The following is a 23,068-nucleotide window of genomic DNA, read 5'->3' as shown; positions in this document are numbered from 1 at the left end:
TCCGGCCTAGACTGCATGCATGCCTATCGTTCCTGATGAGAAGGACTGGACCTGGGTCCTGACGCGTCCCTGCCCCGAGTGTTCGTTCGACGCCGCAACGGTAACCCCGTCCACCGTCCCGGGGAGCATCGACAACATGCTGCCCCGCTGGCGGGCCGTCCTGCGCAGGCCGGACGTGGCCGAGCGCCCCAATGGGCACACCTGGTCCGCGCTGGAGTATGCCTGCCACGTCCGGGACGTCTTCAGCCTTTTCGACCAGCGGCTGAACCTCATGCTCGAATCGGATGACGCACGGTTCGAGAACTGGGACCAGGACCAGACGGCTATCGACAAGGACTACGCCAACGCCGATCCGGCAGTGGTCAGCGCAGAGCTGACGGCTGAGGGAAAGCAGGCGGCGGAGTCCTTTGCCAGGGTCCGCGAATCAGAGTGGGGAAGGAAAGGGCTGCGCAGCAATGGCTCGGAGTTCACCGTCCTGACGCTGGCCCAGTACTTCCTGCACGACGTCGTCCACCACCTTCACGACGTGGACGGCTGAGCACCTTCCGCCACCGCGGCATACGCCGGCGCACCGTTGCGTCCTGCACCTCCGGCGTTCCCGGATCCGGCCAGCACCAGCCTCGCATCCTGCGGGTGGATGTCAGCCGGGTTGTGGGTCACCAGCACCACGGTCCGGTTGCCGAGTCCCGCGCGCAGGTCGGCCAGCATGGCCTCTGCCGATACAGCATCCAGGTGCGCTGTGGGTTCATCCAGCAGGATCACCTCCGCGCCCGTCATCAGCGTGCGCGCCACGGCCAGGCGCTGGCGCTCTCCCCCGCTCAGGAAGGCCCCGCCCGGACCGATCCTGGTGTCCAGCCCGGCGGGCAGGCGCTCCACCAGGCCCGCCAGTCCCACGGACTCCAGCACCTCCATCAGCCCGCCCTCTCCGGCCGGGCCGTTCGCGGGGGGCCTGCCCAGCAGCAGGTTCCCGCGGATGGTCGAGTCGAAGAGGTGGGCCTCCTGCGGACACCAGGCGGCCCGGCCGGTCACCCGGGCTGACCCGGCTGCTGCGGGGAGGAAGCCGAGCAGGACCGAGAGCAGGGTGGACTTTCCGGAACCGGACGGTCCCGTGACGGCCAGCCACCTGCCTGGCTCCGCAACGGCGTTGATCCCGGAAAACACCGGAGCACCGCCCGGCCACGCCACCGCGAGGTCAACGAGTTCGACGCCGGGAGCACCGGCCTGGCGGGCAGGCACCTTGTGCAGGCCGTCGGCTGGGGTGCCTTCGGGGCCCGCGGTGCCGGCGTCCAGGGCGCCCGAGGCGGATACGCGCCGCATGACTGTCCGTAGCGCGGGGAACTGGCGCACCGCCGTCGTCATGGCCGCGTAGGGCTCCACCAGTGCGAGGAGCATCAGCACGACCACCGCCGCCGTCGCCGGGGCCAGCCGGCCGCCGAGCACGGCGGGAGCGGCCAGCCAGGCAGCTGCGAAGGCAGCCGCGCAGCAGGAGGCGGTGGTGACCGCGTGCCCCAGTCCGTCTGCCCACGCTGACCGCTGGGACGCGCGGGTGGCGCTGCGGTCCTGGGCGCGCAGTCCGGCCAGCACCGGGGCGGCAACGCCGTTGGCATGCAGCTCGGCGCGGGCATCGAGGGCTGCGGAAATCCGGCGCAGGACCCCGGACCTCAGGACCTGCTCGGCGCTGGCCGATTTCCGGTCGGCCCACAGCGCCACGGCCGGGGCAAGGAGCAGGCTCGCTGCGGCGGCGGCCAGGACAGCCGGGACCGCGTCCGGCACCAGCAGCCAGGTGGTGGCCAGGGCCAAGGCGGAGACAGCGAGCGCCGTCACCGGCGGCAGCGCAACCCTCGGCAGGAGGTCCCGGACGGTATCGACGTCGTCAATGACCGTCCCGAGGACGTTGCCGCCCTGCAGCAGCCGGCGGAGGGCGAGGGCCCTGCGGCTCAGGGACTCCCAGAGCCGCCCCCGGAGGCGGGTGAGGGCGGCAAACACGGCGTCGTGGAGCAGGAGCCGCTCGCAGTAGCGCAGCACGGCCCGCCCGATCCCGAAGAACCGCACGCCAACAATGGCCGTCAGCAGGTACAGGATGGGCGGCTGCTCGCTGGCACGGATGATCAGCCAGCCGGACAGGCCGGACAGGGCGACGGCGAAGACGGCCGCCAGGGTGCCCACGACGGCAGCCGCTGCGAACTTGCCGCGGACCGGCGCCAGGAGCGCCGCGAGGAGCCGGGTTGTCTGGCGGGTGCCTGCGGCCCTGCGGGAGGGTGCGCCGGCACTGGCGTTTGCAGCCGGGGCAGCAGCGGAGGCCGGCCAGTCGTCCGCTGCGACGTCCACGGCACCCCGTGGTTTCGGCCCGGGCTGCTGCAGCGCGGCCTGTCCCGGCGCTGCGGCTGTGGCCAGCACCCCGGGCCGCATGCCTGGTTCCCCTGCCCGGGCTGGCTCTGCCTGGACTGGCTCTGCGTACGCACTCACCGGCACCAGGTGGTCAGCGAGGTTGCGGGTGCGCCCGTTGTGCGCCACGAGGATCACGGTGACGCGTCCGCGCAGGCGGCGGATCGCATCTTCCACCACCATGGCCGAGGCGTCGTCCAGGTGCGCGGTGGGTTCATCGAGCAGCAGTACTGTGGCCCCTGCCTCGATCCGGGCCAGCCCCCTGGCGAGTGCCACCCTCCGCAGCTCGCCGGGGCTCAGCTCTGCGGGGTGCTGGTGGGCCAGGTGGCCGGCAGCGGCCCGGGCCAGGCAGGAGCGTGCGGCCGCTTCCACGCCGGCGTGGCCGCGGGAGCCCTCGATTTCACCGGAGAGGTACAGGACCACCTCCTCCAGGACAGTTTCGGCGAGCATGACCGGATGCTGCGGCACCCAGGCCAGCGCGCTGCGGTCGATGCCCTGGAGGGTGCCGGTGACCGTGGTGCCGGCTCCGTCCCCGATGGTTCCCGCCAGCACGCCGAGGACTGTGCTCTTTCCTGCGCCGCTGGCTCCGTCCAGGGCGGTGATCCTGCCTTGCGGCGCGGTGAAGGTGAGCGGGCCGACGGCGGGGCCCGACCTTCCGCTGTAGCCTACGGTGAGGTCCGTGACGGAGACCGGGGCACCGGGCCGTCCCGCCCGGGTTGCCGGGAGCGGCCGGGGTTCGGGGGCCTCCGTAACCGCGGTGGTTTCCGCGAGGGCCACCCGCCCGTCGTCGCTGGCGTGGTGGGCGGTGCCCAGTTCACGCAGCGGGAGATAGCAGTCCGGGGCCAGGATCAGTGCCAGCAGGCCGGCTTCGAGCGGCATGTCCCCGTGCACCAGCCGGACGCCGATGAACACGGCCACCACCGCGACGGAGATGGTGGCGATCAGTTCCAGCGCCAGCGCTGAGAGGAATGCGGTGCGGAGGGTTCCCATGGTGCGGGTGCGATATTCCTCGGAGATCTCCTCCAGGGCCTTGCGCTGCGCCGTGGCCCGCCCGAGCCCCACCAGGACCGGCAGGCCTTTTGCCAGCTCCAGCATGTGGGCGGACAGCCTGCCGAGGGCCGCCTGCGCTTCGCGGACGTTGTCTTCGGTGTACCGGCCAATGAGCACCATGAACAGCGGCACCAGCGGTACGGTCAGGACAATCACCACCGCGCTGACCCAGTCCGCGAAGAGGATCCGTGCTCCCAGCAGCAGCGGGATCGCCGCGCAGTTCACCAGTGCCGGGAGGAACTGGGTGTAGTAGTTGTCCAGCGCATCCAGTCCACGGGTTGCCAGGACGGCGAGCCCGCCGTCGGCAGGGCCGGTTCCCCGGGCGCCGTTGCGCAGCGCCCGTTCGAGCAGCCCGGCACGCAGCTCCTCCTTGATGCCAAGGGCCGCGCGCCGGGCAGCGACGGCCTGTGCCCAGACGGTCAGTGACCGCAGGACCACGCCCGCCAGTCCCAACACAACCTGGCCTGCCCAGTTTTGGTCCCCCGCCACCAGTCCGGCCAGCACCGAGGCCACGGCCTGGCCCATCAGGACCAGCGACAGGGCCTTCAGGGCTGCCAGCAGTCCCAGCAGGTAGACGGCGGAGCGGGTGGCCGGGCCGGGAGGGAAACTTGGCCGCATGTCAGCCCTTCGTTGTGAAAGCCCTGGCGGCGATGGCCGGCAGGAAGCTGTGGGCCTCCGGGATGTGCGCTGCACTGACCCGGCGGCGGAACACCCAGTAGGTCCAGGCCTGGTAGGCAATGACAAGGGGAAGGCCGAAGGCCGCCACGATGCTCATGAGCCCCAGGGTGTAGTCGGAGGAGGACGCGTTGGAGATGGTGAGGTCATAGGCCTCGTTGAGGGTGGAGGGCAGCACCACCGGGAACACGGCCGCGAAGATCGATGCCGAACCCAGTGCCAGGAAAGCTCCAAGGGCGGAAAAGGCCTTGCCTTCCGCTCCCCGGCGGGCCCACACCCAGGCCGCTGCGGCGGCGGCGACAGCCACCAGGACAAGGGCCCAGGTCCAGGGCTTCCCTTCCAGGAACTGGATGCTCAGTGCCCACCCCGCGATGGGCAGGAGCAGGACGGGCAGCAGGCGCACGAACCATGTCCGTGCCCGGTGCCGCACGTCGCCGTCGGTCTTCAGGGCCAGGAAAGCCAGCGCGTGGATCAGCGAGAAACCCACGACGGCGAGGCCGCCCAGGACGGCGTATCCGCTGAACCAGGCCAGCGGGCCTCCCTCTCGGTCGCCATTGGCGTTCAGCGGCAGGCCGGTGGTGGTGAGCGCCAGCGCGGCACCCACGCCGAAGGCCGCGAAGAAGGATCCCAGCGCGATGGCCCAGTCCCAGCGGGCACGCCACCGGTCCGTGTCCACCTTGCCCCGGTACTCGAACGCCACCGCCCGGAAAATCAGGGCAACGAGCACCACCAGCAGCGGAAGGTAGAGGGCCGAGAACAGGGAGGCGTACCAGAGCGGGAAGGCGGCGAACGTGGCGCCGCCGGCCGTCAGGAGCCATACCTCGTTGCCGTCCCAGACGGGTCCGATGGTGTTGAGCAGGACGCGGCGCTCCGTGTTGTTGCGGGCGAAAAGCTTCATGAGCATCCCGACGCCGAGGTCGAAGCCCTCCAGGAAGAGGTACCCGGTCCACAGCACCGCGATGGCGATGAACCAGACGGTTGGCAGCAGTTCCATGTGTGTATTTCCTCTGCTCTTCGTGCGCGGCTTAGTAGGCGAACGCCAGGACGTCGTCGCCGGGTTTGCCGCCGCCCGGTCCACCGGATCCGGGGGTGGCGTCCTCATTTTCGTCGGCCGGTGCATGGACCAGCTCAGGCATGGCGGAGACCACTCCGCCGCGGATGTACTTCACCAGCAGCTTGACCTCAACCACCAGCAGGACTGCGTAGACCGCCGTCAGGGTGACCAGCGAGGCCAGCAGCTCCCCGGCAGAGACACCGGGTGATACCGCCGCCGCCGTGAACATGAACACCTGGTCGATGCCGCTGGGATCCGGGTTGGGAGCGACGACGAACGGCTGGCGGCCCATCTCGGTGAAGATCCAGCCGGCCGCGTTGGCACCGAAGGGGGCCAGGATGCCGAAGACGGCGAGCCGCATGAGCCAGCGGGATTCGGGGACGGTGCCCTTCCGGGTGATCCACAGCGCAACGAGGGCGGCGAGGGCCGCGAGCCCGCCGAAGCCGATCATCATGCGGAAACCCCAGTAGGTGACCTCCATGACGGGAAGGTAGTCGATCTCCTGGCCCGCGCGTTCGCCGTAGATGGGATTGTCCGGAAGGTGGGTCCCGTAGGCCTCCTTGTACTGCGGCAGGAGGCTGTTGACGCCCTGGACTTCGGTGGTGAAGTCGCCCTTCGCCAGGTAGGAGAGGATGCCGGGGACCTCAATGAGGGCAACGATGTCGTCGCAGTTCTGCGAACCAAGGTTGCCGATGCTCAGGACGGAGAACCCGGTGCCGTCATGGCAGGCGGCTTCCGCTGCGGCCATCTTCATGGGCTGCTGCTCGAACATCAGCTTGCCCTGGAGATCCCCGGTGAGGGCGGTGCCGGCGAAGGAGATCATGGCCACCACCGCGCCGATCCGCAGGGACCGGAGCCAGACTTTGTGGTCGTCGCGGTCCCGGCCGGGGATATCCGCCGATTCGCCCGGGATGACCCTGCCGTCGGCGCCGACCGTGTCGACGCCGTCGCGCCGCCTGCGCCAGAGGTGGTACCAGGCGATGCCCAGCAGGAAGCCGCCGGCAACGGCGAGGGCACCGAAGAGGGTGTGCGGAACGGCAACGAGCGCGGTGTTGTTGGTGAAGACCGCCCAGGCGTCGGTCATGACGGGCCGGCCGTCGATCATCTCCACGCCCACGGGATGCTGCATCCAGCTGTTGGCCACGATGATGAAGTACGCGGAGAAAATCGACCCGATCACAGCGATCCACAGGCACGCCAGGTGGATGCCGGGCTTGAGCTGCTTCCAGCCGAAGATCCACAGTCCCAGGAAGGTGGATTCGACGAAGAACGCCAGCAGCGCTTCCAGGGCCAGGGGCGCGCCGAAGACATCGCCCACGAACCGGCTGTATTCGCTCCAGGCCATCCCGAACTGGAACTCCTGGACGATGCCGGTGGCCACCCCCATGATGAAGTTAATAAGGAACAGCTTTCCCCAGAACTTGGTCATCCGGAGGTACTCGGGATTGCCCGTGCGGTGCCACGCCGTCTGCATGACTGCGACAACCAGGCCAAGGCCGATGGTCAGCGGAACCATCATGAAGTGGTAAACGGTGGTGATCCCGAATTGCCAGCGTGCGATTTCCAGCGCGTCCATAGCGTCCAAGGCGGTCCCTCGTGTCAGCGAATGCAGATCTTCTACGTTTTGTAGAACTCAACTTCTACCGAGTGTAGAACAACGGCGGCGGCGGTGTAAAAACCAGCTTCCACTGCCCGGGGTCGGCAGGCAAGGGCCACGTCACGCCACGTGTTCTACCCAACGTAGAAAGTCTTGGGAAAACCGGGTAAATTGGAGGTTGTAGTTCAAACACAGCATGCAGCCACTTCCGCCCGGCGGCGGTGGCGCGGGGAAACAAAGGAAAAGTGCAATGGCTAGTCTTGGTGAACTGGAACGGGCAGTGATGGATCTGCTCTGGGCGGGCCAGGAAGCAGCCACAGCCAACACGCTGCGGGACAGGCTCGCGCAGACCTCGGCCGGCCAGGACGGTGCTGCCGGCCACGAGGGCAAGGAGCTCGCCGTGACCACCGTGCTCACCGTACTGTCGCGGCTGGAGAAGAAGGGCCTGGTGGAGCGCGAACGCGGCACCCGTCCGCACCGCTACCAGGCAGTGTCCAGCCGCGAGGACCACACCGCCGAGCTGATGCACGAGGTACTGGGGTCGGCTCCGGACCGCGAAGCAGTGCTGGCCCGTTTTATCGGGTCCGTATCCGAGGGTGAAGCCGAGACTCTGCGCAAACTGCTTGGCCACCTCTAGCGGACCATGTTCTGGGCCTCGTACCTGCTGGCGGTCCTTGCGATAGTCCTGGCGTGGCCGGTGCCTGTCCTCCTCTCACGCGCGCAGTGGCCCGCCCGCTCACCCTTCACCGCCATGATCCTGTGGCAGGCGATAGCGCTGGCCGGCGGGCTGTCCATGATCGGCGCAATGCTCGTGTATGGCCTGGAACCGATCGGGGACAACCTGATCGCAGGCCTGCGGGCGCTGGCCGGCATGGTGCTCTACAACGCCCCCACCACGGCCCTGGGTTTCTGGCATATTTTCGCCCTGTCCGCAGCAGCGCTGCTCACCGCCCACCTGGTGTTCACCCTGCTGCTGACCTACTACAAGATTGAGCGCCAGCGGCGGCGGCACCGCGAACTGCTGTCCCTGCTGGCCTCGCCGTCCGCTGAGGGGACGGGAACCCTGGTCATCAGCCACAACTCCCCCGTGGCTTACTGCCTTCCCGGCGGCGCCCGGTCGGTGACAGTCCTCTCTGATGGCCTCATGGCGGCCCTGGAGCCCGCAGAACTCCGTGCGGTCCTGATCCATGAGAACGCCCACCTCAGCCAGCGCCACCACCTGCTGCTGTGGGCTTTCGCCGCCTGGCGGCAGGCGCTGCCCTGGCTGCCAACCACCCGCCTCGCGCAGGAATCGGTGAACTCCCTGATCGAGATGCTGGCCGACGACGTCGCGCTCAAGACCGAAAGCAAGGCAACGCTGATCAAGGCCATCGCCATTGTGGCCAGCGGGTCGGTCGGAACCAGCGGCGGCGCGGATCTCCGCCCGGAGGCCTCCAGCCTGGCGCTTTCCGGCCTTGACGCCGCCGCCGGCACGTCCGGCGCGGACTCTGCCCGGACCACCGCCTCACGGGTCAGCCGGCTGCTCTCGCCCCGGCCCGAACTGCCGGCACCCATCCGCAGCATGGTCGTGGCGGGATCCGTGCTGCTCCTTGCCCTGCCCACCGCCCTGCTCGTGGTGCCCGGCCTGCTGGGCTGAGTCCCGCCGTCGTCCTCCCTTTGCTGCCCCGACGCCTGCGGCACAGGATGCCTGTGGCCTCCGCGGCCTGCCCGCTGCCTTCTGCCGTCAGGCGTCGATGCGTTCCCGGTCCAGGCTGGCGGCGCCGGCGATGATGAAGTCCTTGCGCGGGGACACGTCCGAGCCCATCAGGAGGTCGAAGATCTCCTCTGCCTGCTGCGCGTTTTCGATCCCTACCTTGCGCAGGGTACGGTGCCGCGGGTCCATGGTGGTTTCCGCCAGCTGTTCGGCGTCCATCTCCCCCAGGCCCTTGTACCGCTGGATGGGCTCCTTGTACCGCTTGCCCTCCTTGGCCAGGCGGGCCAGCAGGACGTGGAGTTCGGCCTCGGAGTAGGTGTAGATCATCTCGTTGGCCTTTTGGCCGGCGTTGATGACCTCCACCCGGTGCAGCGGCGGAACCGCCGCGAACACCCGGCCCTCCAGGATCATGGGCCGCATGTAGCGGAAGAAGAGGGTCAGCAGCAGGGTGCGGATGTGCGCGCCGTCCACGTCGGCGTCAGTCATCAGGATGACCTTGCCGTAGCGGGCGGCAGAGAGGTCGAAGCTGCGCCCGGACCCGGCCCCCACCACCTGGATCAGGGCAGCGCACTCGGCATTGGAGAGCATGTCCCCCACCGAGGCCTTCTGGACATTGAGGATCTTGCCGCGGATGGGCAGCAGCGCCTGGAAGTCGGAGGACCTGGCCAGCTTGGCGGTTCCGAGCGCCGAGTCGCCTTCCACAATGAACAGTTCGGAGCGTGCGACGTCGTCCGTGCGGCAGTCGGCCAGCTTGGTGGGCATGGAGGAGGTTTCCAGCGCGTTCTTGCGCCGTTGGGTCTCCTTGTGCACGCGGGCAGAGATGCGGGACTTCATCTCGTTGACGATTTTTTCGAGCAGCAGGGCGGACTGGGCCTTGTCATTGCGGTTCGCGGAGCTGAGCTTGGCGCCGATCTCCCGCTCCACCACCTTGGCAACAATGGCGCGGACGGCTGATGTGCCCAGGATTTCCTTGGTCTGGCCTTCGAACTGCGGCTCCGCCAGCCGCACTGTCAGGACGGCCGTCAGCCCGGCGAAGATGTCGTCCTTTTCGATCTTGTCATTCCCGGCCTTGAGCTTGCGGGCGTTGTTTTCCACGGCTTTGCGGAACGTCTTCACCAGGGCCTGTTCAAACCCGGACTGGTGGGTTCCGCCCTTGGGCGTGGAAATGATGTTCACGAAGCTGCGGACCGTGCTGTCGTAGCCGATCCCCCAGCGCAGGGCGACATCCACTTCACAGTCCCGCTCCACCTCGGCAAGCTGGCTGTGGCCGCGCTCGTCCAGGACGGGAACGGTCTCCTTGAACTTTCCGGAGCCATGCAGCCGCCACACATCGGTGACTGCCGGGTCAGCGGCGAGGAATTCGACGAATTCGGAGATGCCGCCGTCGTGGTGGAACACCTCTTCGTGGACGCCCGCCTCGCCGGGGGTACCCGGAACCCTCCGCTCATCCCGCACGGTCAGCTTGAGGCCCGGGACCAGGAAGGAGGTCTGCCGGGCGCGGGCGGCCAGTTCCTCGTAGGAGAACTTGGCGTCCGGGGTGAAGATCTGCCGGTCGGCCCAGTAGCGGATCCGGGTTCCCGTGACGCCGCGCTTGGCCTTGCCGGCGATGTCCAGGACCGAGTCGTCAACGAACGGGGTGAAGGGCGCGGCGGGGTCCGTCTTGGAGCCGGTGTCCTTGAACCGACCGGGTTCGCCGCGGCGGAACGACATCTTGTAGGTCTTCCCGCCCCGGTCCACTTCGACGTCGAGGCGCGAGGACAGGGCATTGACCACGGACGCACCCACTCCGTGCAGGCCGCCCGAGGCGGTGTAGGAGCCGCCGCCGAACTTGCCGCCGGCGTGCAGTTTGGTGAAGACAACCTCCACGCCCGTCAGGCCGGTCTTGGGTTCCTTGTCGATGGGAATGCCGCGGCCGTCGTCGTGGATCTCCACGGAGTTGTCCGCGTGCAGGATGATTTTGATGTCGTGGCCGAACCCGGCCAGCGCCTCGTCGACGGAATTGTCGATGATTTCCCAGAGGCAGTGCATGAGGCCGCGGGAGTCGGTGGAACCGATGTACATGCCCGGGCGCTTGCGGACGGCCTCCAGGCCTTCCAGTACAGACAGGTGCCGGGCAGTGTAATCAGAACTTGGTGCCACTGGTGATGAGCTCCTTCAGGGACGTAAAACAGCGGGCTGGGATCGCTTCCTCTAGGGTAGTCGGCGCGGCGCCCGCGGTCCGGCTGCCACACCTGGCGGGGGGTGTGGACCGCGCCACGTCGGTACCCGCGCAGGCTGCTGGGGCGTTCTTGAGCCAACATTGCGGATACGCGCACAGCGAACTTGCCCCATCCTTGCGATGGTTTTGTTACGAATGCTGGTTATATAGACGTACTGATCTACTAAGGAGGCCGACATGACAACAGCAGTGGCAGACCGCACACTCAATGCACTGGACCGGTGCGACCGTTGCGGAGCTCAGGCCTATGTCCGGGCTGTATTGGAGTCCTCCGGCGGTGAGCTGCTCTTCTGTGGCCACCACGCCCGCGCAGTCGAGGCGACTCTGAAACCCTTGAGCTCCGACTGGCACGATGAGACGGGCAAGCTTCATGAGAAGGCAGCCGTAGAAATCGACTAGCTTCCCCAAAGCTGTTGGGACCCCACCGGAAGGTGGGGTCCCAATTCTTTTAAGCCGCGTCCCTCTTTAATCCCCGGCCCGGCGCCATTGGGGGGCACCGTTCCGGCCGGCCAGTCCCAGCCCGCGCGTCCTGCCGGGAACGGCAAAAGCGGCCCGCCCGCTGCCACACCCGCGAGGGCACGGCAGCGGGCGGGCCGCTTTTCCAGCTCATCCTGCTTTTAGTCGAGGTAGTCCCGGAGTACCTGCGACCGCGAGGGGTGGCGGAGCTTGGACATCGTCTTCGATTCGATCTGGCGGATGCGCTCACGCGTCACTCCGTAGACCTTGCCGATTTCGTCTAAAGTCTTCGGCTGTCCGTCGGTCAGGCCGAAGCGCATGGCCACAACCCCGGCTTCGCGCTCGGACAGGGTGTCCAGGACGGAGTGCAGCTGTTCCTGGAGGAGCGTGAAGCTCACGGCGTCCGCGGGAACAACGGCCTCGGAGTCCTCGATCAGGTCACCGAACTCGGAGTCGCCGTCCTCGCCCAGGGGCGTGTGCAGCGAGATGGGCTCACGGCCGTACTTCTGGACTTCCACAACCTTTTCGGGGGTCATGTCGAGTTCAAGCGCGAGCTCTTCGGGCGTAGGTTCGCGGCCGAGGTCCTGGAGCATCTGGCGCTGGACGCGTGCCAGTTTGTTGATGACTTCGACCATGTGGACCGGAATACGGATGGTGCGGGCCTGGTCCGCCATGGCACGGGTGATCGCCTGCCGGATCCACCAGGTGGCGTAGGTGGAGAACTTGAAGCCCTTGGTGTAGTCGAACTTCTCCACCGCACGGATGAGGCCCAGGTTGCCTTCCTGGATCAGGTCCAGGAACAGCATGCCGCGTCCGGTGTAGCGCTTGGCCAGCGAGACCACCAGGCGAAGGTTGGCTTCGAGGAGGTGGTTCTTGGCGCGCTTGCCGTCATGGATGATGAATTCAAGCTCGCGCTTGTACTTCGGATCCATGGAACCGTCGTCCGCGTTGATCTTCTCTTCGGCGAACAGTCCGGCTTCGATCCGGAGGGCAAGGTCCACTTCCTGCTCGGCGTTGAGCAGTGCCACCTTACCGATTTGCTTCAGGTAGTCCTTGACGGGGTCGGCCGTGGCTCCGGCGGACATGACCTGCTGGACAGGCGCGTCGTCGTCGTCAGCGTCCGAGTAGACGAAGCCCTTGCCGGAGCCGGCAACTGCCTTGGCGGGATCGGCCTCGGCGTCCTCCTCGATGACTTCAGGTCCTTCGAGGACGATGTCGTCGAGGTCTTCCTCGACTTCTTCAGCGTCGTCGGTGTCACCGGCAGCGGACTTTGCGGCTGCTGCCTTCGCACCGGGCTTGGGGCCGCGCTTCTTGGGCTCGGGCTTGCCGTCCGCTGCAGCCGCACCGGCCGACGCCTTGTTGGCTGCCCGCGTAGCTGCACGCTTGGCGTTGGTCGCAGCCTGCTTCTCCTCGGCGGACAGTTCGTCCTGGGCGGCGGGGTCCTTCTTCGTGGAAGACGGGGTCACAGAAAACCTTTCTAGCGGTGGTCTGTGGAATCACCATACGGGCAACACCACTATGACCCTGTCAAGTCCGTGGTGAAAACCAAGCGCCACCACGGCCGGCAGAGTCTGTTAAGACAACTGCCGGAGCCGCTGTTATGTTCCCCGCAGGGTCCACTCCTGTGCGCTCAATACACGGACCCAACCGGGTCTCGGCCTCCATTGTCTCATGTTTTCCCCGAATCGGGCCTCCCCGTCATTCGCCACCGCCGGGTGTCCCCGCCGTCCGGCCCCGTCTGCCGCCGCTCCCCCGGACCCCGGCAGCGGTCACGCCGCGTCCGGGCCGAACTTCTGCCAGGCAGCCTCCTTCCGTGCCGCCCAGCCGCAAAGTGTTCCGCGCCGGACCAGTTCCAGCAGCAGTTCCGCCAGGCGGTACCCGGGTTCCGCGTCAAGGGCCTGCCGGAGATAGGCCGCCGAGTAGGAGCCGCGGCCGCGGCACCAGGCGATCCAGCCCCTTCCCGTGAACGATGCAGCCGCCGCCCGGCCGCCGGCTGCGGCAAGCTGCCCAAGGGCCAGGTCCAGGGCGTTGAGCCGTTCCCAGTCCGGGACGGCCGGGGCCACGCCCATCAGGACGTCCCCGTAGCCCGGGATTCCTGCACCGGGCGGTCCTTCCTTCGGCGGTCCTGTCTCCGCCGCAGCGCCCTGCAGTCCATCCGCGCATGCCCCGGTCCCCGGGAAGGCCTGGGGCGCCACAGGGGCCAGGAGGCATTCATCCCGGAAGAGCCCCAACTGCCCGGCACCGGCCCGGGCAGCTTGTGCACCGGCTGCCGCCATCATCAGGACAGCATCCCGGTACGCGGGGACCAACAGCGAGGCGCGCAGGAATCCGTCGCGATCCGCCTCGGGCAGCCAGGCTTCCTTCAGCGGGCGGTCCAGCAGATCCAGCCAGAGCCTGAGGACCGAGTCGAACTGCTGCCTGCTTGCCCGGCGAAGGTCCAGTTGCGCGGACCACGCGGTTTCAGCTTCCCTGACGGCAGCGAGGTAGAGGCTGGAAACCGGAAGCGCGGGTGCCTGCTCCTCCGGCTGCGGGCCAACGCTGCTTCCGCGGTAGACCATCTCGGTGTTCAAGGTGCTGTCACGGATCTGCTGCACCGGCCGGCCGGGGAGCGGGCAGCACGAAACATCCAGGCACCAGGCCTCGCGCCAGAAATCATCACCGACATACCAGGCTTCCCGGACCGGCATCCCGGCGTCTTCCAGCATGGAGTCCAGGCCGGCCAGCAGACCGTCGTACGGGGACGGCGACGACGCGCTGCCGTTGCTGGTGAAGAAAGCCAGCAAGGTGCCGTCAGCTTCCTTGTCCGCCGCCAGGTAGCGCCGGACGGCCTGCAGGAATTTGGCCGGTGCGGCCAGGACCTCGCGTCCCGGGAGGTCCAGCCGGAGGGTAGCGCCAAGCCTCGTACCCTGCAGGGTCATCGCCACCAGGCTCTGCGCCGGCCAGTATCCGAGCGAGTGCGGGATGAAGCCGAGGATGTCTTCGGGGCTGCGGACTGTCAGGTGGTCTGGAGAAGTCATGGCTCCAGCATCCGCCCCCCGCCGGCTCCCGATAAGAACGGACAGCGGCTATGTGCGGAAACCGGGCCTGTGGAGGATCAGTGCCAGTGGAGGACCAGCGTCACTCATCGGGGATCGAAGACCCGCGCCGCCGCGCAAGGTTCTCGCGCCGCTGCCGGGCCAGCGCGCTGCGCAGCGGCGGCACCACCACACCCTGGGCGGCCATCTGCCGCCGCACCTTGCGCCGGCACACGAGCATGGCTGCCGCCCCGAACCCCAGCAGCAGGAACTGGACGCTCAGGGCGATCCGGAAAGGATCCAGGCCGTAGAGGACGCCCTGGGAGAACCCGCTGGCAAACAGGATGTCCAGCACGAGCCCGATCAGGAAGATCGCCACCAGGGCGGCGATGAACCCGCCCACGTTGACGATGCCCGTGGCCGTCCCGATCCGGTGCGCAGGGTTGAAGGTGCGGGCAAAGTCGAAGCCAATCATGGACCCCGGACCGCCGACGGCCAGCACCACCACGAGACCGGCCAGCAGCCACAGCGGAGCACGGCCGGGGGTCAGCAGGACGGCGGCCCACGCTGCCGCGGTTGCGCCGGCGATGAGCAGGACCATGGTGGAACGCCGTAACGGATGGCGGGAGACGAAGCGTCCGATGAAGGGCCCCACCGCCATCCCGGCGGCGACGTAGAGGGCCATCAGGGCCGCCACCGTTCCTGCGTCCAGGCCCTGGCCGGAGAGCAGGAACGGGTAGCCCCAGGTCATGGCGAACACGGTGCCGCTGAACTGGATGGTGAAGTGGCTCCAGAGCCCCAGGCGGGTCCCCGGCTGGCGCCAGGCCCGGGCCAGCGAGGACCCGGTAGCCCGCAGCCCCTGCTGGGCCTGCGGGCGGGCGGTTCCCGGCGGGACGTCCTGCAGCAGCACCAGCGTCAGGACGACGGCGAGGGCTGACATCCCGGCAAGCATAAGGAACGCCGGGGTCCAGCCCGCGAGATGCAGGACGAAGGCGAAGGGGATAACGCTGAACAGCTGGCCGAGCTGGCCGGACATGCCCGTCAGCTGCGTCACCAGTGGAACCCGGGCAGGAGCGAACCAGAGCGGAATCAGCCGGATCACGGAAATGAACGTCATGGCGTCCCCGGCGCCCACCAGGACCCGGCCGGCCACTCCCCCGGGAATGCTGTCTGCAAAGGCGAGCTGGAGCTGGCCCAGGCCCATGAGGACTGCGCCGCCGGCGATCATGGCACGGGAGCCAAACCTGTCCACCAGAAGCCCTACGGGAATCTGGAGCCCCGCGTAGACAAGGAGCTGAAGGACAGTGAAGAAGGAGATCGCTGACGCGCTGGCCTGGAACCTCTCGGTGGCTTCCAGCCCCACCACGCCAAAGGACGTGCGCTGCGCCACGGCCACCAGGTACCCGAATATTCCGATGGTCCAGATAAGCCAGGCGCGGGGTGCAGTCACTCCTTCATTATGCCCGGGCGCCCGCCGGGGCCCTTACTTGCCGGGGTTCTCCCGGGCCAGGTAGGCCTCCACGGCAGCGCCGAGATCGTCGGCGTTGGGCAGCTCGTCGTTCTCGTCCGCCAGGAGCGACCGGCGGACCGTGCCCTCGGCCTTTTCGTCGTAGCGGGCCTCCAGCCGCGACACCACCTGCTGGACGTCCTCGGAGGCGTCGATCTGTTCCGCGATCTGGCGGCTTACCTCACGGCCTGCTTCCCGGAGCCTGTCCGATGGCAGCATCAGTGATGTGGCGGCACCGAGGTATTCAAGGCCTGCGACGGCGGCGGTGGGGTATTCCGCCTCGGCCAGGTAGTGCGGCACATGGATGACATAGCCGGCAACATTGCGTCCTGCCTCCACGAGGCGGAGTTCCAGGATGTGGCCTACGGCGGCGGGGACCTCCACGGTGGGCTTCCACACCGAGATGCCCTCGATCAGGTCAGGACGGTTACCGTGCACCGTCACACCCACCGGCCTGGTGTGGGGAACGGGCATGGGGATGGAGTGGATCCAGGTCACCAGGTTCACATCCAGCTTCTCCACGATGCCCACCACGGCCCGTGCGAACCTCTCCCACTGCAGGTCAGGTTCGAAGCCCGCCAGGAGCAGGAAGGGCTTACCCAGCCCGTCCTTCAGCCGGTACAGGGCCAGCCGGGGTTCCTGGTAATCCTGGAGGTGGTCCTCCACGAACGTCAGGTGCGGCCGGCGCGAGCGGTAGTCAATAAGCTGGTCCGCATCAAAAACCGCCACCGGCTCGGCGTCGAGGGAATCCAGCAGTTCGGCATTGATCTGCTTCACCACGTGGCCTGCGTCGGCAAACCCGGTGAAGCCCATCACCAGGTTCAGCCCGCGGAGTTCAGGGCTGTGGAACAGCTCAATGTTGCTCGCATAGAGCGCATCGGGGTCCAGCAGGGAGCCGGAGATCCGTTCAAGCACGGCATGTTCCTTTCACAGGTGCGGGTGGACATTCTTTACAACGCCCGGGGGCAGCGGGGCATTCCGGCGCCGGCTGTGGCGCACCTCTCACGGAATTCACCAGCTCAGACACGGACGGGCTACGATCGGAACTGGCCTGCCAGACGGGCCCGCAGGCACCCGGACTGCGTTCCGAACGGCGGTACCCGGGCAACCATGGCAGAGCGCCGAACATGCACCCCTGCCCGAACATCTTTCGAGAATCGAGGACTGATCCGCGTGGTCAAGAATACTGAAATCAACCTTAGTACCCTCTCGCGGGACCTGAAGAAAAGCCCCAGTGACGCCGTCGTCATAGGTGTGGGGCAGGGTGCGGACGGACCCGTCCTCCTGGACAACCCGCTGACCGCCCGGTCCGCCGAGGCGCTGGCCGATTCCCTGAAGGCCCTCGGCATTACGGGCTCAGCGGACCAGCTGGTGCGCCTGCCGGGCCTTCCCGAGACCGGCGCGGGCGTTTTGGTCCTCGCCGGGGTGGGCAAGGTATCAGCCACCGAGCCACTGGCAGGGGAAGCCCTGCGGCGGGCAGCAGGCTCCGCCGTCCGCCAGCTCGCCGGCCTGGCCACGGTTGCCCTGGCATTCCCGACGGCGTCCCTCGCCGACGTTGAGGCCGTAGCCGAAGGTGCCGCGCTGGGCGCCTATTCCTTCAGCGAGTTCCGGTCCTCCAAGGACGGCCTGAAGGACCCCGTCCGCAATGCCGTGATCTTCACTGAACTGGCCGGCCAGAAGGAACTGGACGAGGTCCTCAAGCGCGCCACGCTGATCGGCAGGGCGGTCAACGCCACCCGGTCCCTGGTCAACCAGCCGCCCAGCCACCTCTACCCGGAAACCTTCGCTGACGCCGCGAAGGACCTCGCCAAGGGGCTGCCCGTCAAAGTGACCGTCTGGGACGAGAAGCGACTCGAGAAGGAAGGCTTCGGCGGCATCATGGGCGTGGGCAAGGGCTCGGCACGCCAGCCCCGCCTGGTCAAGGTGGAGTACTCCCCTGCCAAGGCAACCTCGAAGATCGCGCTGGTCGGCAAGGGCATCACGTTCGACACCGGCGGCATCTCCATCAAGCCGGCCCTGGGCATGGGCGACATGAAGAGCGACATGGCGGGGGCCGCCGTCGTCCTTAACACTGTCCTGGCCCTCGCGGGACTCGGCCTGCCGGTCAAGGCCACCGCCTGGCTCTGCATCGCCGAGAACATGCCCTCCGGCGCCGCCTCCCGCCCCGCCGACGTCCTCACCATGTTCGGGGGCAAGACCGTTGAGGTCCTGAACACCGACGCCGAGGGGCGGCTGGTCATGGCCGACGGCATCGTGGCCGCGAGCCGCGAATACCCCGACGCCATCATCGACGTTGCCACGCTCACCGGGGCGCAGCTGATCGCCCTGGGCAACCGGACAGCCGGCGTCATGGGATCCGAGAGCGTGACGGGCCCGCTCAAGGCGGCAGCGGACCGGGCCGGTGAACTCGTGTGGCCCATGCCGCTGCCCGAGGAACTGCGGCCCAGCCTGGATTCGCAGGTCGCCGACCTCGCCAACATCGGCGAACGCCACGGCGGCATGATGACCGCCGCCGTTTTCCTCCGCGAGTTCGTGGGTAAGGGCAAGGACGGGGAACAGATCCCCTGGGCCCACATCGACATCGCCGGGCCGTCCTTTAATAACGGGAGCCCGTACGGCTACACGCACAAGCAGGGAACGGGCTGCACCGTCCGGACCCTGGTGGCGTACGTGGAGGACATCCTGGCTGCCGCCTGACCCTTTGGCGGCCTCCGGCGTGCTGTCACGCGGCTTTGCGGGACCGGTGATCCCTGTGCCACAAAGCCGCGTGACACTCGACACAAGCGCTCCACAAACGTGGTGCCAGGGTGGAGCATGGATAAGTGGTTCGCTAAGGTGAACCACGGTAGTCACAAATGCAAGAGAATTGGCCTGCTGGCATAATCACGGCAGTGCAAGTTCCAAGACCAGATGATGCGCAGGATCGCGTCATCGTTCACGCGAGGGAGCGTTTAAGTGGCCGATCAGGCAACTGCGCAAGAATTCGACATCCTGGTACTCGGTGGCGGCAGCGGCGGATACGCCGCCGCGCTCCGGGCAGTACAGCTTGGCCTCACCGTCGGCCTCGTGGAGAAGGCCAAGCTGGGCGGCACCTGCCTCCACAACGGCTGCATCCCCACCAAGGCCCTCCTGCACTCCGCGGAACTGGCCGACCACGCCCGTGACTCCGCCAAGTACGGCGTGAACGTCACCCTTGACAGCATCGACATCAACGCCGTCAACGCGTACAAGGACGGCATCATCGCCGGCAAGTACAAGGGCCTTCAGGGACTCATCAAGTCCAAGGGCATCACCGTCATCGAAGGTGAAGGCAAGCTCCAGGGCACCGACACCGTCGTGGTGAACGGCACCGCGTACAAGGGCAAGAACATCGTCCTGGCCACGGGTTCCTACTCGCGCACCCTGCCCGGCCTGGAGCTCGGCGGCAAGGTCATCACCTCCGACCAGGCCCTGACCATGGACTTCATCCCCAAGAGCGCCATCATCCTGGGCGGCGGCGTCATCGGCGTCGAGTTCGCCTCTGTGTGGAAGTCCTTCGGCGTCGACGTCACCATCGTGGAGGGCCTGCCCTCGCTGGTTCCCAACGAGGACGCCACCATCGTGAAGAACTTCGAGCGCGCCTTCAAAAAGCGCGGCATCAAGTTCTCCACCGGCGTGTTCTTCCAGGGCGTCGAGCAGAACGACGACGGCGTCAAGGTCACCCTGGTGGACGGCAAGACGTTCGAGGCCGACCTGCTGCTGGTTGCCGTGGGCCGCGGCCCCGTCACCGCCAACCTCGGATACGAGGAAGCGGGCATCACCATTGACCGCGGCTTCGTCATCACCAACGAGCGCCTCCACACGGGCGTCGGCAACATCTACGCGGTGGGCGACATCGTCCCCGGCGTGCAGCTGGCGCACCGCGGCTACCAGCAGGGCATCTTCGTGGCCGAGGAAATCGCCGGCCTGAAGCCTGTGGTGGTCGAGGACATCAACATTCCCAAGGTCACCTACTCCGAGCCGGAGATCGCTACCGTGGGCTACACCGAAAAGGCCGCCAAGGAGAAGTTCGGCGAGGACCAGGTGCAGACCCAGGAATACAACCTCGCAGGCAACGGCAAGAGCTCCATCCTGGGCACCTCCGGCCTGGTCAAGCTGGTCCGGCAGAAGGACGGCCCCGTGGTGGGCGTCCACATGATCGGCGCGCGCATGGGCGAGCAGGTGGGCGAGGCCCAGCTGATCGTGAACTGGGAAGCTTACCCGGAGGATGTGGCCCAGCTGCTCCACGCCCACCCCACCCAGAACGAGTCCCTGGGCGAAGCCCACCTGGCACTCGCCGGCAAGCCGCTTCACGGCTAGTCTCCCCAAAACCCAAGGGCCTGGTGCACCCGGCACGGAATGCCGGGTGCACTAGGCTGGCCAAACGGCAGCAATCATCCGCACTAAAGATCAATAAGGAGAACGGGGACGACATGTCTGAATCCGTTAACTTGCCCGCCCTCGGTGAGAGCGTCACCGAAGGAACCGTCACCCGCTGGCTCAAGCAGGTAGGTGACCGGGTAGAGGTGGACGAGCCGCTGCTCGAAGTCTCCACCGACAAAGTAGACACTGAAATCCCCTCTCCTGTAGCTGGCGTGATTGAGGAAATCCTGGTGGCCGAGGACGAGACCGCCGAGGTCGGCGCTCCCCTGGTCCGCATCGGGGACGGCTCCGGGGGCGGCGCACCCGCCGAAGAGGCTCCCGCCGAGGAGGCCCCTGCTGCCGAGGAAGCGCCGGCTCCCGCCGAAGCGCCGTCCACCGAGGCGCCCGCTCCCGCAGAGGCACCTGCGCAGGAAAAGTCCGCACCTGAGGCGCCGGCCGCCGGCGGCGAAAGCCACGACGTCACCCTGCCGGCCCTCGGTGAGAGCGTCACGGAAGGTACCGTCACCCGCTGGCTCAAGGCTGTTGGCGACGCCGTGGAGGTGGACGAACCCCTGCTGGAGGTTTCCACCGACAAGGTCGACACCGAAATTCCCTCCCCCGTGGCCGGCACCCTCCAGGAAATCCGCGTCAACGAGGATGAGACCGCCGAGGTTGGATCCGTCCTTGCCGTCATCGGTTCAGGCGCTGCTGCCGCCCCGGCCGAGGCCCCCTCCACCGAGGCACCGGCCAAGGAAGAGCCCAAGGCCGAAGCACCGAAGGCTGAAGCACCCGCACCGCAGGCCGCTCCCGCCCAGGAAGCACCCAAGGAGGAAGCCCCCAAGGCTGCCCCGGCTCCCCAGGCTGCTGCACCGGCGTCCGAAGAAGCTGCACCGTCAGCAGGCGGATCCGAGTCGGGTTATGTGACTCCCCTGGTCCGGAAGCTCGCCAACCAGCACGGCGTGGACATCACCGCCCTCTCCGGCACCGGCGTCGGCGGCCGCATCCGCAAGCAGGACGTCATCGCCGCAGCCGAGGCAAAGGCAGCTCCCGCAGCCGCGCCCGCAGCTCCGGCAGCGTCCGCCCCGGCAGCCTCCGCATCCGCGGGCCAGGCCGCTTCCTCGCTGCGCGGCACCACCCAGAAGGCCCCGCGCATCCGCCAGGTCATCGCCCGCCGCATGCGCGAGTCCCTCGAGGTCTCCACGCAGCTGACCCAGGTCCACGAAGTGGACATGACCAAGGTCGCCAAGCTCCGTGCCCGCGCCAAGAACTCCTTCCAGGCACAGAACGGCGTCAAGCTGACCTTCCTGCCGTTCATCGCCAAGGCTGTCGCCGAGGCCCTCAAGCAGCACCCCAAGCTGAACGCTGCCTACGACGAGGACAAGCAGGAGATCACCTACCACAACGCCGAGCACCTGGCGATCGCCGTCGACACTGACAAGGGCCTGCTGGTTCCGGTCATCTCCGACGCCGGCAGCCTGAACCTTGCGGGACTGGCGGGCAAGATCGCCGACGTTGCCGGCCGCACCCGCGACGGCAAGATCGGCCCGGACGAGCTGTCCGGCGGCACATTCAGCATCACCAACATCGGCTCCGTCGGGGCCCTGTTCGACACCCCGATCATCAACCAGCCGCAGGTGGGCATCCTCGGCACCGGCGCCATCGTCAAGCGCGCCGTGGTGGTGGCCGATGAGAACGGTGACGATTCGATCGCCATCCGCTCCATGATGTACCTCTCCCTGACGTACGACCACCGCCTGGTGGACGGCGCGGACGCCGGCCGTTTCCTCCAGACCCTGAAGGCACGCCTTGAAGAAGGCGCCTTCGAAGCGGACCTGGGGCTGTAACACCCGGACGCACACGACGGCGGTGCAGGCAACGGCGGGATACCTCCCGGACGGCCTGCACCGCCGTCGTCGTTTAACGCTCAGGCTCCCGCCCGGAAAGTATGCGGACGGGGCACCACGCACCCGAACCGCTACTACGCCCGGTAGAACGAATGGCTACACTGGTCCCATGAACATCGTCTATAACATCGTGGTCTTCCTGCATATCGTCGGCGCCGCCATGATCGTCGGCATCTGGATCGGCCAGATGAAGAAGCCCACCGTCCACCCCCGCCAGTTCGACGGCGCCATGCTCCAGCTGCTGACCGGAGTGGCACTGATGGGGCTTATCCCGGCCCTGGACATGGACGCCAACTATTTCAAGCTCGGCATTAAGTTCGCTGTGGCGCTGGCCGTTGGCGTGCTCGCCTTCATCGGCCGCCGCAAGTACAAGAAGGGCGAGGAGATCAGCGCAGGCCTGGCGCACGGCGTAGGCGGACTCGCGCTGCTGAACATCGCCATCGCGACGCTCTGGCAGTAGCAGCCCCGGCCAAAACCACGACGGCGGCGTTCCCCTCCCGGGGAGCGCCGCCGTCGTTGTTTCATGCCCCGGTCATAATCCTCTGACAGCGGACAGCCGGTGCATGCCGCGGGTGTTGTCCCTAGGATGGGACACGGCGGGGTCCAGGCAGCGGCCTGCCCCGGTACACATCGACCTGAGGAGTGAACATGGCAGCAACACGTTCGGCAAACGCAGTATGGAACGGCAACCTGACGGAAGGTGCCGGCACCACCAGCCTGGCCACCTCAGGCCTGGGCACGTTCGATGTCACCTGGAAGGCCCGCACCGAAGCGGCCAACGGCAAGACCAGCCCGGAGGAACTCATCGCCGCAGCCCACGCCGCGTGCTTCTCCATGGCCTTCAGCAACGAGCTCGATAAGGCGGGCCACACACCTGAGGAAGTCCGCACCAAGGCAGACGTGACGTTTGTTCCCGGCACGGGAATCACTGGCAGCCACCTCACCATGTCAGCGCGGGTCCCCGGCATTTCCGAGGAGGAGTTCCAGAAGATCGCGGGCGAGGCCAAGGTGGGCTGCCCCGTGTCCGGCGCCCTGGCCAGCATCGACATCACCCTGGATGCGACCCTGGAGTCCTGATCCGGCAAAAGTAAAAAAGCCCTGCCTGGCCATTCCGGCCAGGCAGGGCTTTTTGCTG

The 23,068-nt window shown here is 67.4% G+C and carries 17 protein-coding genes; 9 read left to right on the top strand and 8 right to left on the bottom strand.

All coding sequences use genetic code 11. The features are described from left to right. The first annotated feature begins 19 nt into the window (after positions 1–19). On the top strand, positions 20–538 hold the full coding sequence (locus NFU08_RS11130; protein ID WP_174177072.1) for a DinB family protein: 519 nt from the start codon (positions 20–22) through the stop codon (positions 536–538). On the opposite strand, the gene cydD is transcribed toward NFU08_RS11130, so the two are convergent. From cydD to NFU08_RS11115, 3 genes are read right to left on the bottom strand one after another with little or no spacing between them, the layout of a single operon-like run. Further along, a complete protein-coding gene (gene cydD, locus NFU08_RS11125; protein ID WP_251423232.1) occupies positions 520–4,053 on the bottom strand; it encodes a thiol reductant ABC exporter subunit CydD in 3,534 nt (1,177 codons plus the stop codon). The two genes, NFU08_RS11130 and cydD, sit on opposite strands and share 19 nt — an antisense overlap. A gap of 1 nt (position 4,054) precedes the next feature. Continuing rightward, complete coding sequence (cydB, locus tag NFU08_RS11120) at positions 4,055–5,104, bottom strand: cytochrome d ubiquinol oxidase subunit II (RefSeq protein WP_174177068.1); 1,050 nt, start codon at positions 5,102–5,104, stop codon at positions 4,055–4,057. Positions 5,105–5,135: 31 nt separating this feature from the next. Then, positions 5,136–6,740: a cytochrome ubiquinol oxidase subunit I gene (locus tag NFU08_RS11115; protein WP_251423457.1), complete on the bottom strand. Its 1,605-nt coding sequence runs from the start codon at positions 6,738–6,740 to the stop codon at positions 5,136–5,138. Positions 6,741–7,011: 271 nt separating this feature from the next. Between NFU08_RS11115 and NFU08_RS11110 the strand changes: the two genes are divergently transcribed. Together NFU08_RS11110 and NFU08_RS11105 are read left to right on the top strand one after the other, a co-directional pair. Further along, entirely contained in the window at positions 7,012–7,398 is a 387-nt protein-coding gene (locus tag NFU08_RS11110; RefSeq protein ID WP_174177066.1) for a BlaI/MecI/CopY family transcriptional regulator, read from the top strand. A 6-nt stretch (positions 7,399–7,404) separates the two neighbouring features. Then, complete coding sequence (locus tag NFU08_RS11105; RefSeq protein WP_251423229.1) at positions 7,405–8,397, top strand: M56 family metallopeptidase; 993 nt, start codon at positions 7,405–7,407, stop codon at positions 8,395–8,397. Positions 8,398–8,484: 87 nt separating this feature from the next. Here NFU08_RS11105 and NFU08_RS11100 read toward each other — a convergent pair whose 3' ends face one another. Further along, positions 8,485–10,593 (bottom strand): type IIA DNA topoisomerase subunit B, encoded by a 2,109-nt coding sequence (locus tag NFU08_RS11100; RefSeq protein WP_174177062.1) that lies wholly within the window; start codon positions 10,591–10,593, stop codon positions 8,485–8,487. A gap of 256 nt (positions 10,594–10,849) precedes the next feature. On the opposite strand from NFU08_RS11100, the gene NFU08_RS11095 reads away from it, so the two are divergent. Further along, the gene (locus NFU08_RS11095; RefSeq protein ID WP_251423226.1) at positions 10,850–11,071 is read left to right on the top strand and encodes a hypothetical protein; all 222 of its coding nucleotides are present in this window, start codon (positions 10,850–10,852) and stop codon (positions 11,069–11,071) included. A gap of 218 nt (positions 11,072–11,289) precedes the next feature. Here the strand turns inward: NFU08_RS11095 and NFU08_RS11090 are convergent, their stop codons facing one another. From NFU08_RS11090 to NFU08_RS11075, 4 genes are all read right to left on the bottom strand, one after another. Then, positions 11,290–12,594: an RNA polymerase sigma factor gene (locus NFU08_RS11090; protein WP_066275225.1), complete on the bottom strand. Its 1,305-nt coding sequence runs from the start codon at positions 12,592–12,594 to the stop codon at positions 11,290–11,292. A gap of 303 nt (positions 12,595–12,897) precedes the next feature. Next, positions 12,898–14,145, bottom strand: coding sequence for a DUF4192 family protein (locus tag NFU08_RS11085; RefSeq protein ID WP_251423223.1), 1,248 nt, complete (start codon positions 14,143–14,145; stop codon positions 12,898–12,900). A gap of 100 nt (positions 14,146–14,245) precedes the next feature. Continuing rightward, on the bottom strand, positions 14,246–15,592 hold the full coding sequence (locus tag NFU08_RS11080) for a nitrate/nitrite transporter (RefSeq protein WP_251423220.1): 1,347 nt from the start codon (positions 15,590–15,592) through the stop codon (positions 14,246–14,248). Between the two features lie 33 nt (positions 15,593–15,625). Next, positions 15,626–16,564 (bottom strand): proteasome assembly chaperone family protein, encoded by a 939-nt coding sequence (locus NFU08_RS11075; RefSeq protein WP_251423217.1) that lies wholly within the window; start codon positions 16,562–16,564, stop codon positions 15,626–15,628. 258 nt (positions 16,565–16,822) lie between these two features. Here NFU08_RS11075 and NFU08_RS11070 point away from each other — a divergent pair, with 258 nt between their 5' ends. The 5 genes from NFU08_RS11070 (at position 16,823) to NFU08_RS11050 (ending at position 23,010) form a co-directional block, all read left to right on the top strand. Beyond that, positions 16,823–18,346 (top strand): leucyl aminopeptidase, encoded by a 1,524-nt coding sequence (locus tag NFU08_RS11070; protein WP_251423213.1) that lies wholly within the window; start codon positions 16,823–16,825, stop codon positions 18,344–18,346. A gap of 258 nt (positions 18,347–18,604) precedes the next feature. Further along, entirely contained in the window at positions 18,605–19,987 is a 1,383-nt protein-coding gene (gene lpdA, locus NFU08_RS11065) for a dihydrolipoyl dehydrogenase (RefSeq protein WP_066275209.1), read from the top strand. A 113-nt stretch (positions 19,988–20,100) separates the two neighbouring features. Next, a complete protein-coding gene (gene sucB, locus NFU08_RS11060; RefSeq protein ID WP_251423210.1) occupies positions 20,101–21,873 on the top strand; it encodes a 2-oxoglutarate dehydrogenase, E2 component, dihydrolipoamide succinyltransferase in 1,773 nt (590 codons plus the stop codon). Between the two features lie 169 nt (positions 21,874–22,042). Further along, positions 22,043–22,393, top strand: a complete 351-nt coding sequence (locus tag NFU08_RS11055; protein ID WP_174177049.1) for a hypothetical protein — start codon at positions 22,043–22,045, stop codon at positions 22,391–22,393. Positions 22,394–22,581: 188 nt separating this feature from the next. Next, positions 22,582–23,010, top strand: a complete 429-nt coding sequence (locus tag NFU08_RS11050; protein WP_104187558.1) for an OsmC family protein — start codon at positions 22,582–22,584, stop codon at positions 23,008–23,010. Positions 23,011–23,068: the final 58 nt, after the last annotated feature.

This window comes from Pseudarthrobacter sp. NCCP-2145 (genome assembly GCF_023708005.1).
GTDB classification, from domain to species: Bacteria; Actinomycetota; Actinomycetes; order Actinomycetales; family Micrococcaceae; genus Arthrobacter; species Arthrobacter oxydans.
Note: the sequence above shows the minus strand (reverse complement) of the source record. Positions and strands in the feature narration are given on the sequence as shown.

What these genes read in the sequence shown, in the direction of transcription:
- NFU08_RS11130 (WP_174177072.1), top strand. Translation starts at nt 20, where the DNA reads ATGCCTATCGTTCCTGATGAGAAGGACTGGACCTGGGTCCTGACGCGT.
- cydD (WP_251423232.1), bottom strand. Translation starts at nt 4,053, where the DNA reads ATGCGGCCAAGTTTCCCTCCCGGCCCGGCCACCCGCTCCGCCGTCTAC.
- cydB (WP_174177068.1), bottom strand. Translation starts at nt 5,104, where the DNA reads ATGGAACTGCTGCCAACCGTCTGGTTCATCGCCATCGCGGTGCTGTGG.
- NFU08_RS11115 (WP_251423457.1), bottom strand. Translation starts at nt 6,740, where the DNA reads ATGGACGCGCTGGAAATCGCACGCTGGCAATTCGGGATCACCACCGTT.
- NFU08_RS11110 (WP_174177066.1), top strand. Translation starts at nt 7,012, where the DNA reads ATGGCTAGTCTTGGTGAACTGGAACGGGCAGTGATGGATCTGCTCTGG.
- NFU08_RS11105 (WP_251423229.1), top strand. Translation starts at nt 7,405, where the DNA reads ATGTTCTGGGCCTCGTACCTGCTGGCGGTCCTTGCGATAGTCCTGGCG.
- NFU08_RS11095 (WP_251423226.1), top strand. Translation starts at nt 10,850, where the DNA reads ATGACAACAGCAGTGGCAGACCGCACACTCAATGCACTGGACCGGTGC.
- NFU08_RS11085 (WP_251423223.1), bottom strand. Translation starts at nt 14,145, where the DNA reads ATGACTTCTCCAGACCACCTGACAGTCCGCAGCCCCGAAGACATCCTC.
- sucB (WP_251423210.1), top strand. Translation starts at nt 20,101, where the DNA reads ATGTCTGAATCCGTTAACTTGCCCGCCCTCGGTGAGAGCGTCACCGAA.
- NFU08_RS11055 (WP_174177049.1), top strand. Translation starts at nt 22,043, where the DNA reads ATGAACATCGTCTATAACATCGTGGTCTTCCTGCATATCGTCGGCGCC.
- NFU08_RS11050 (WP_104187558.1), top strand. Translation starts at nt 22,582, where the DNA reads ATGGCAGCAACACGTTCGGCAAACGCAGTATGGAACGGCAACCTGACG.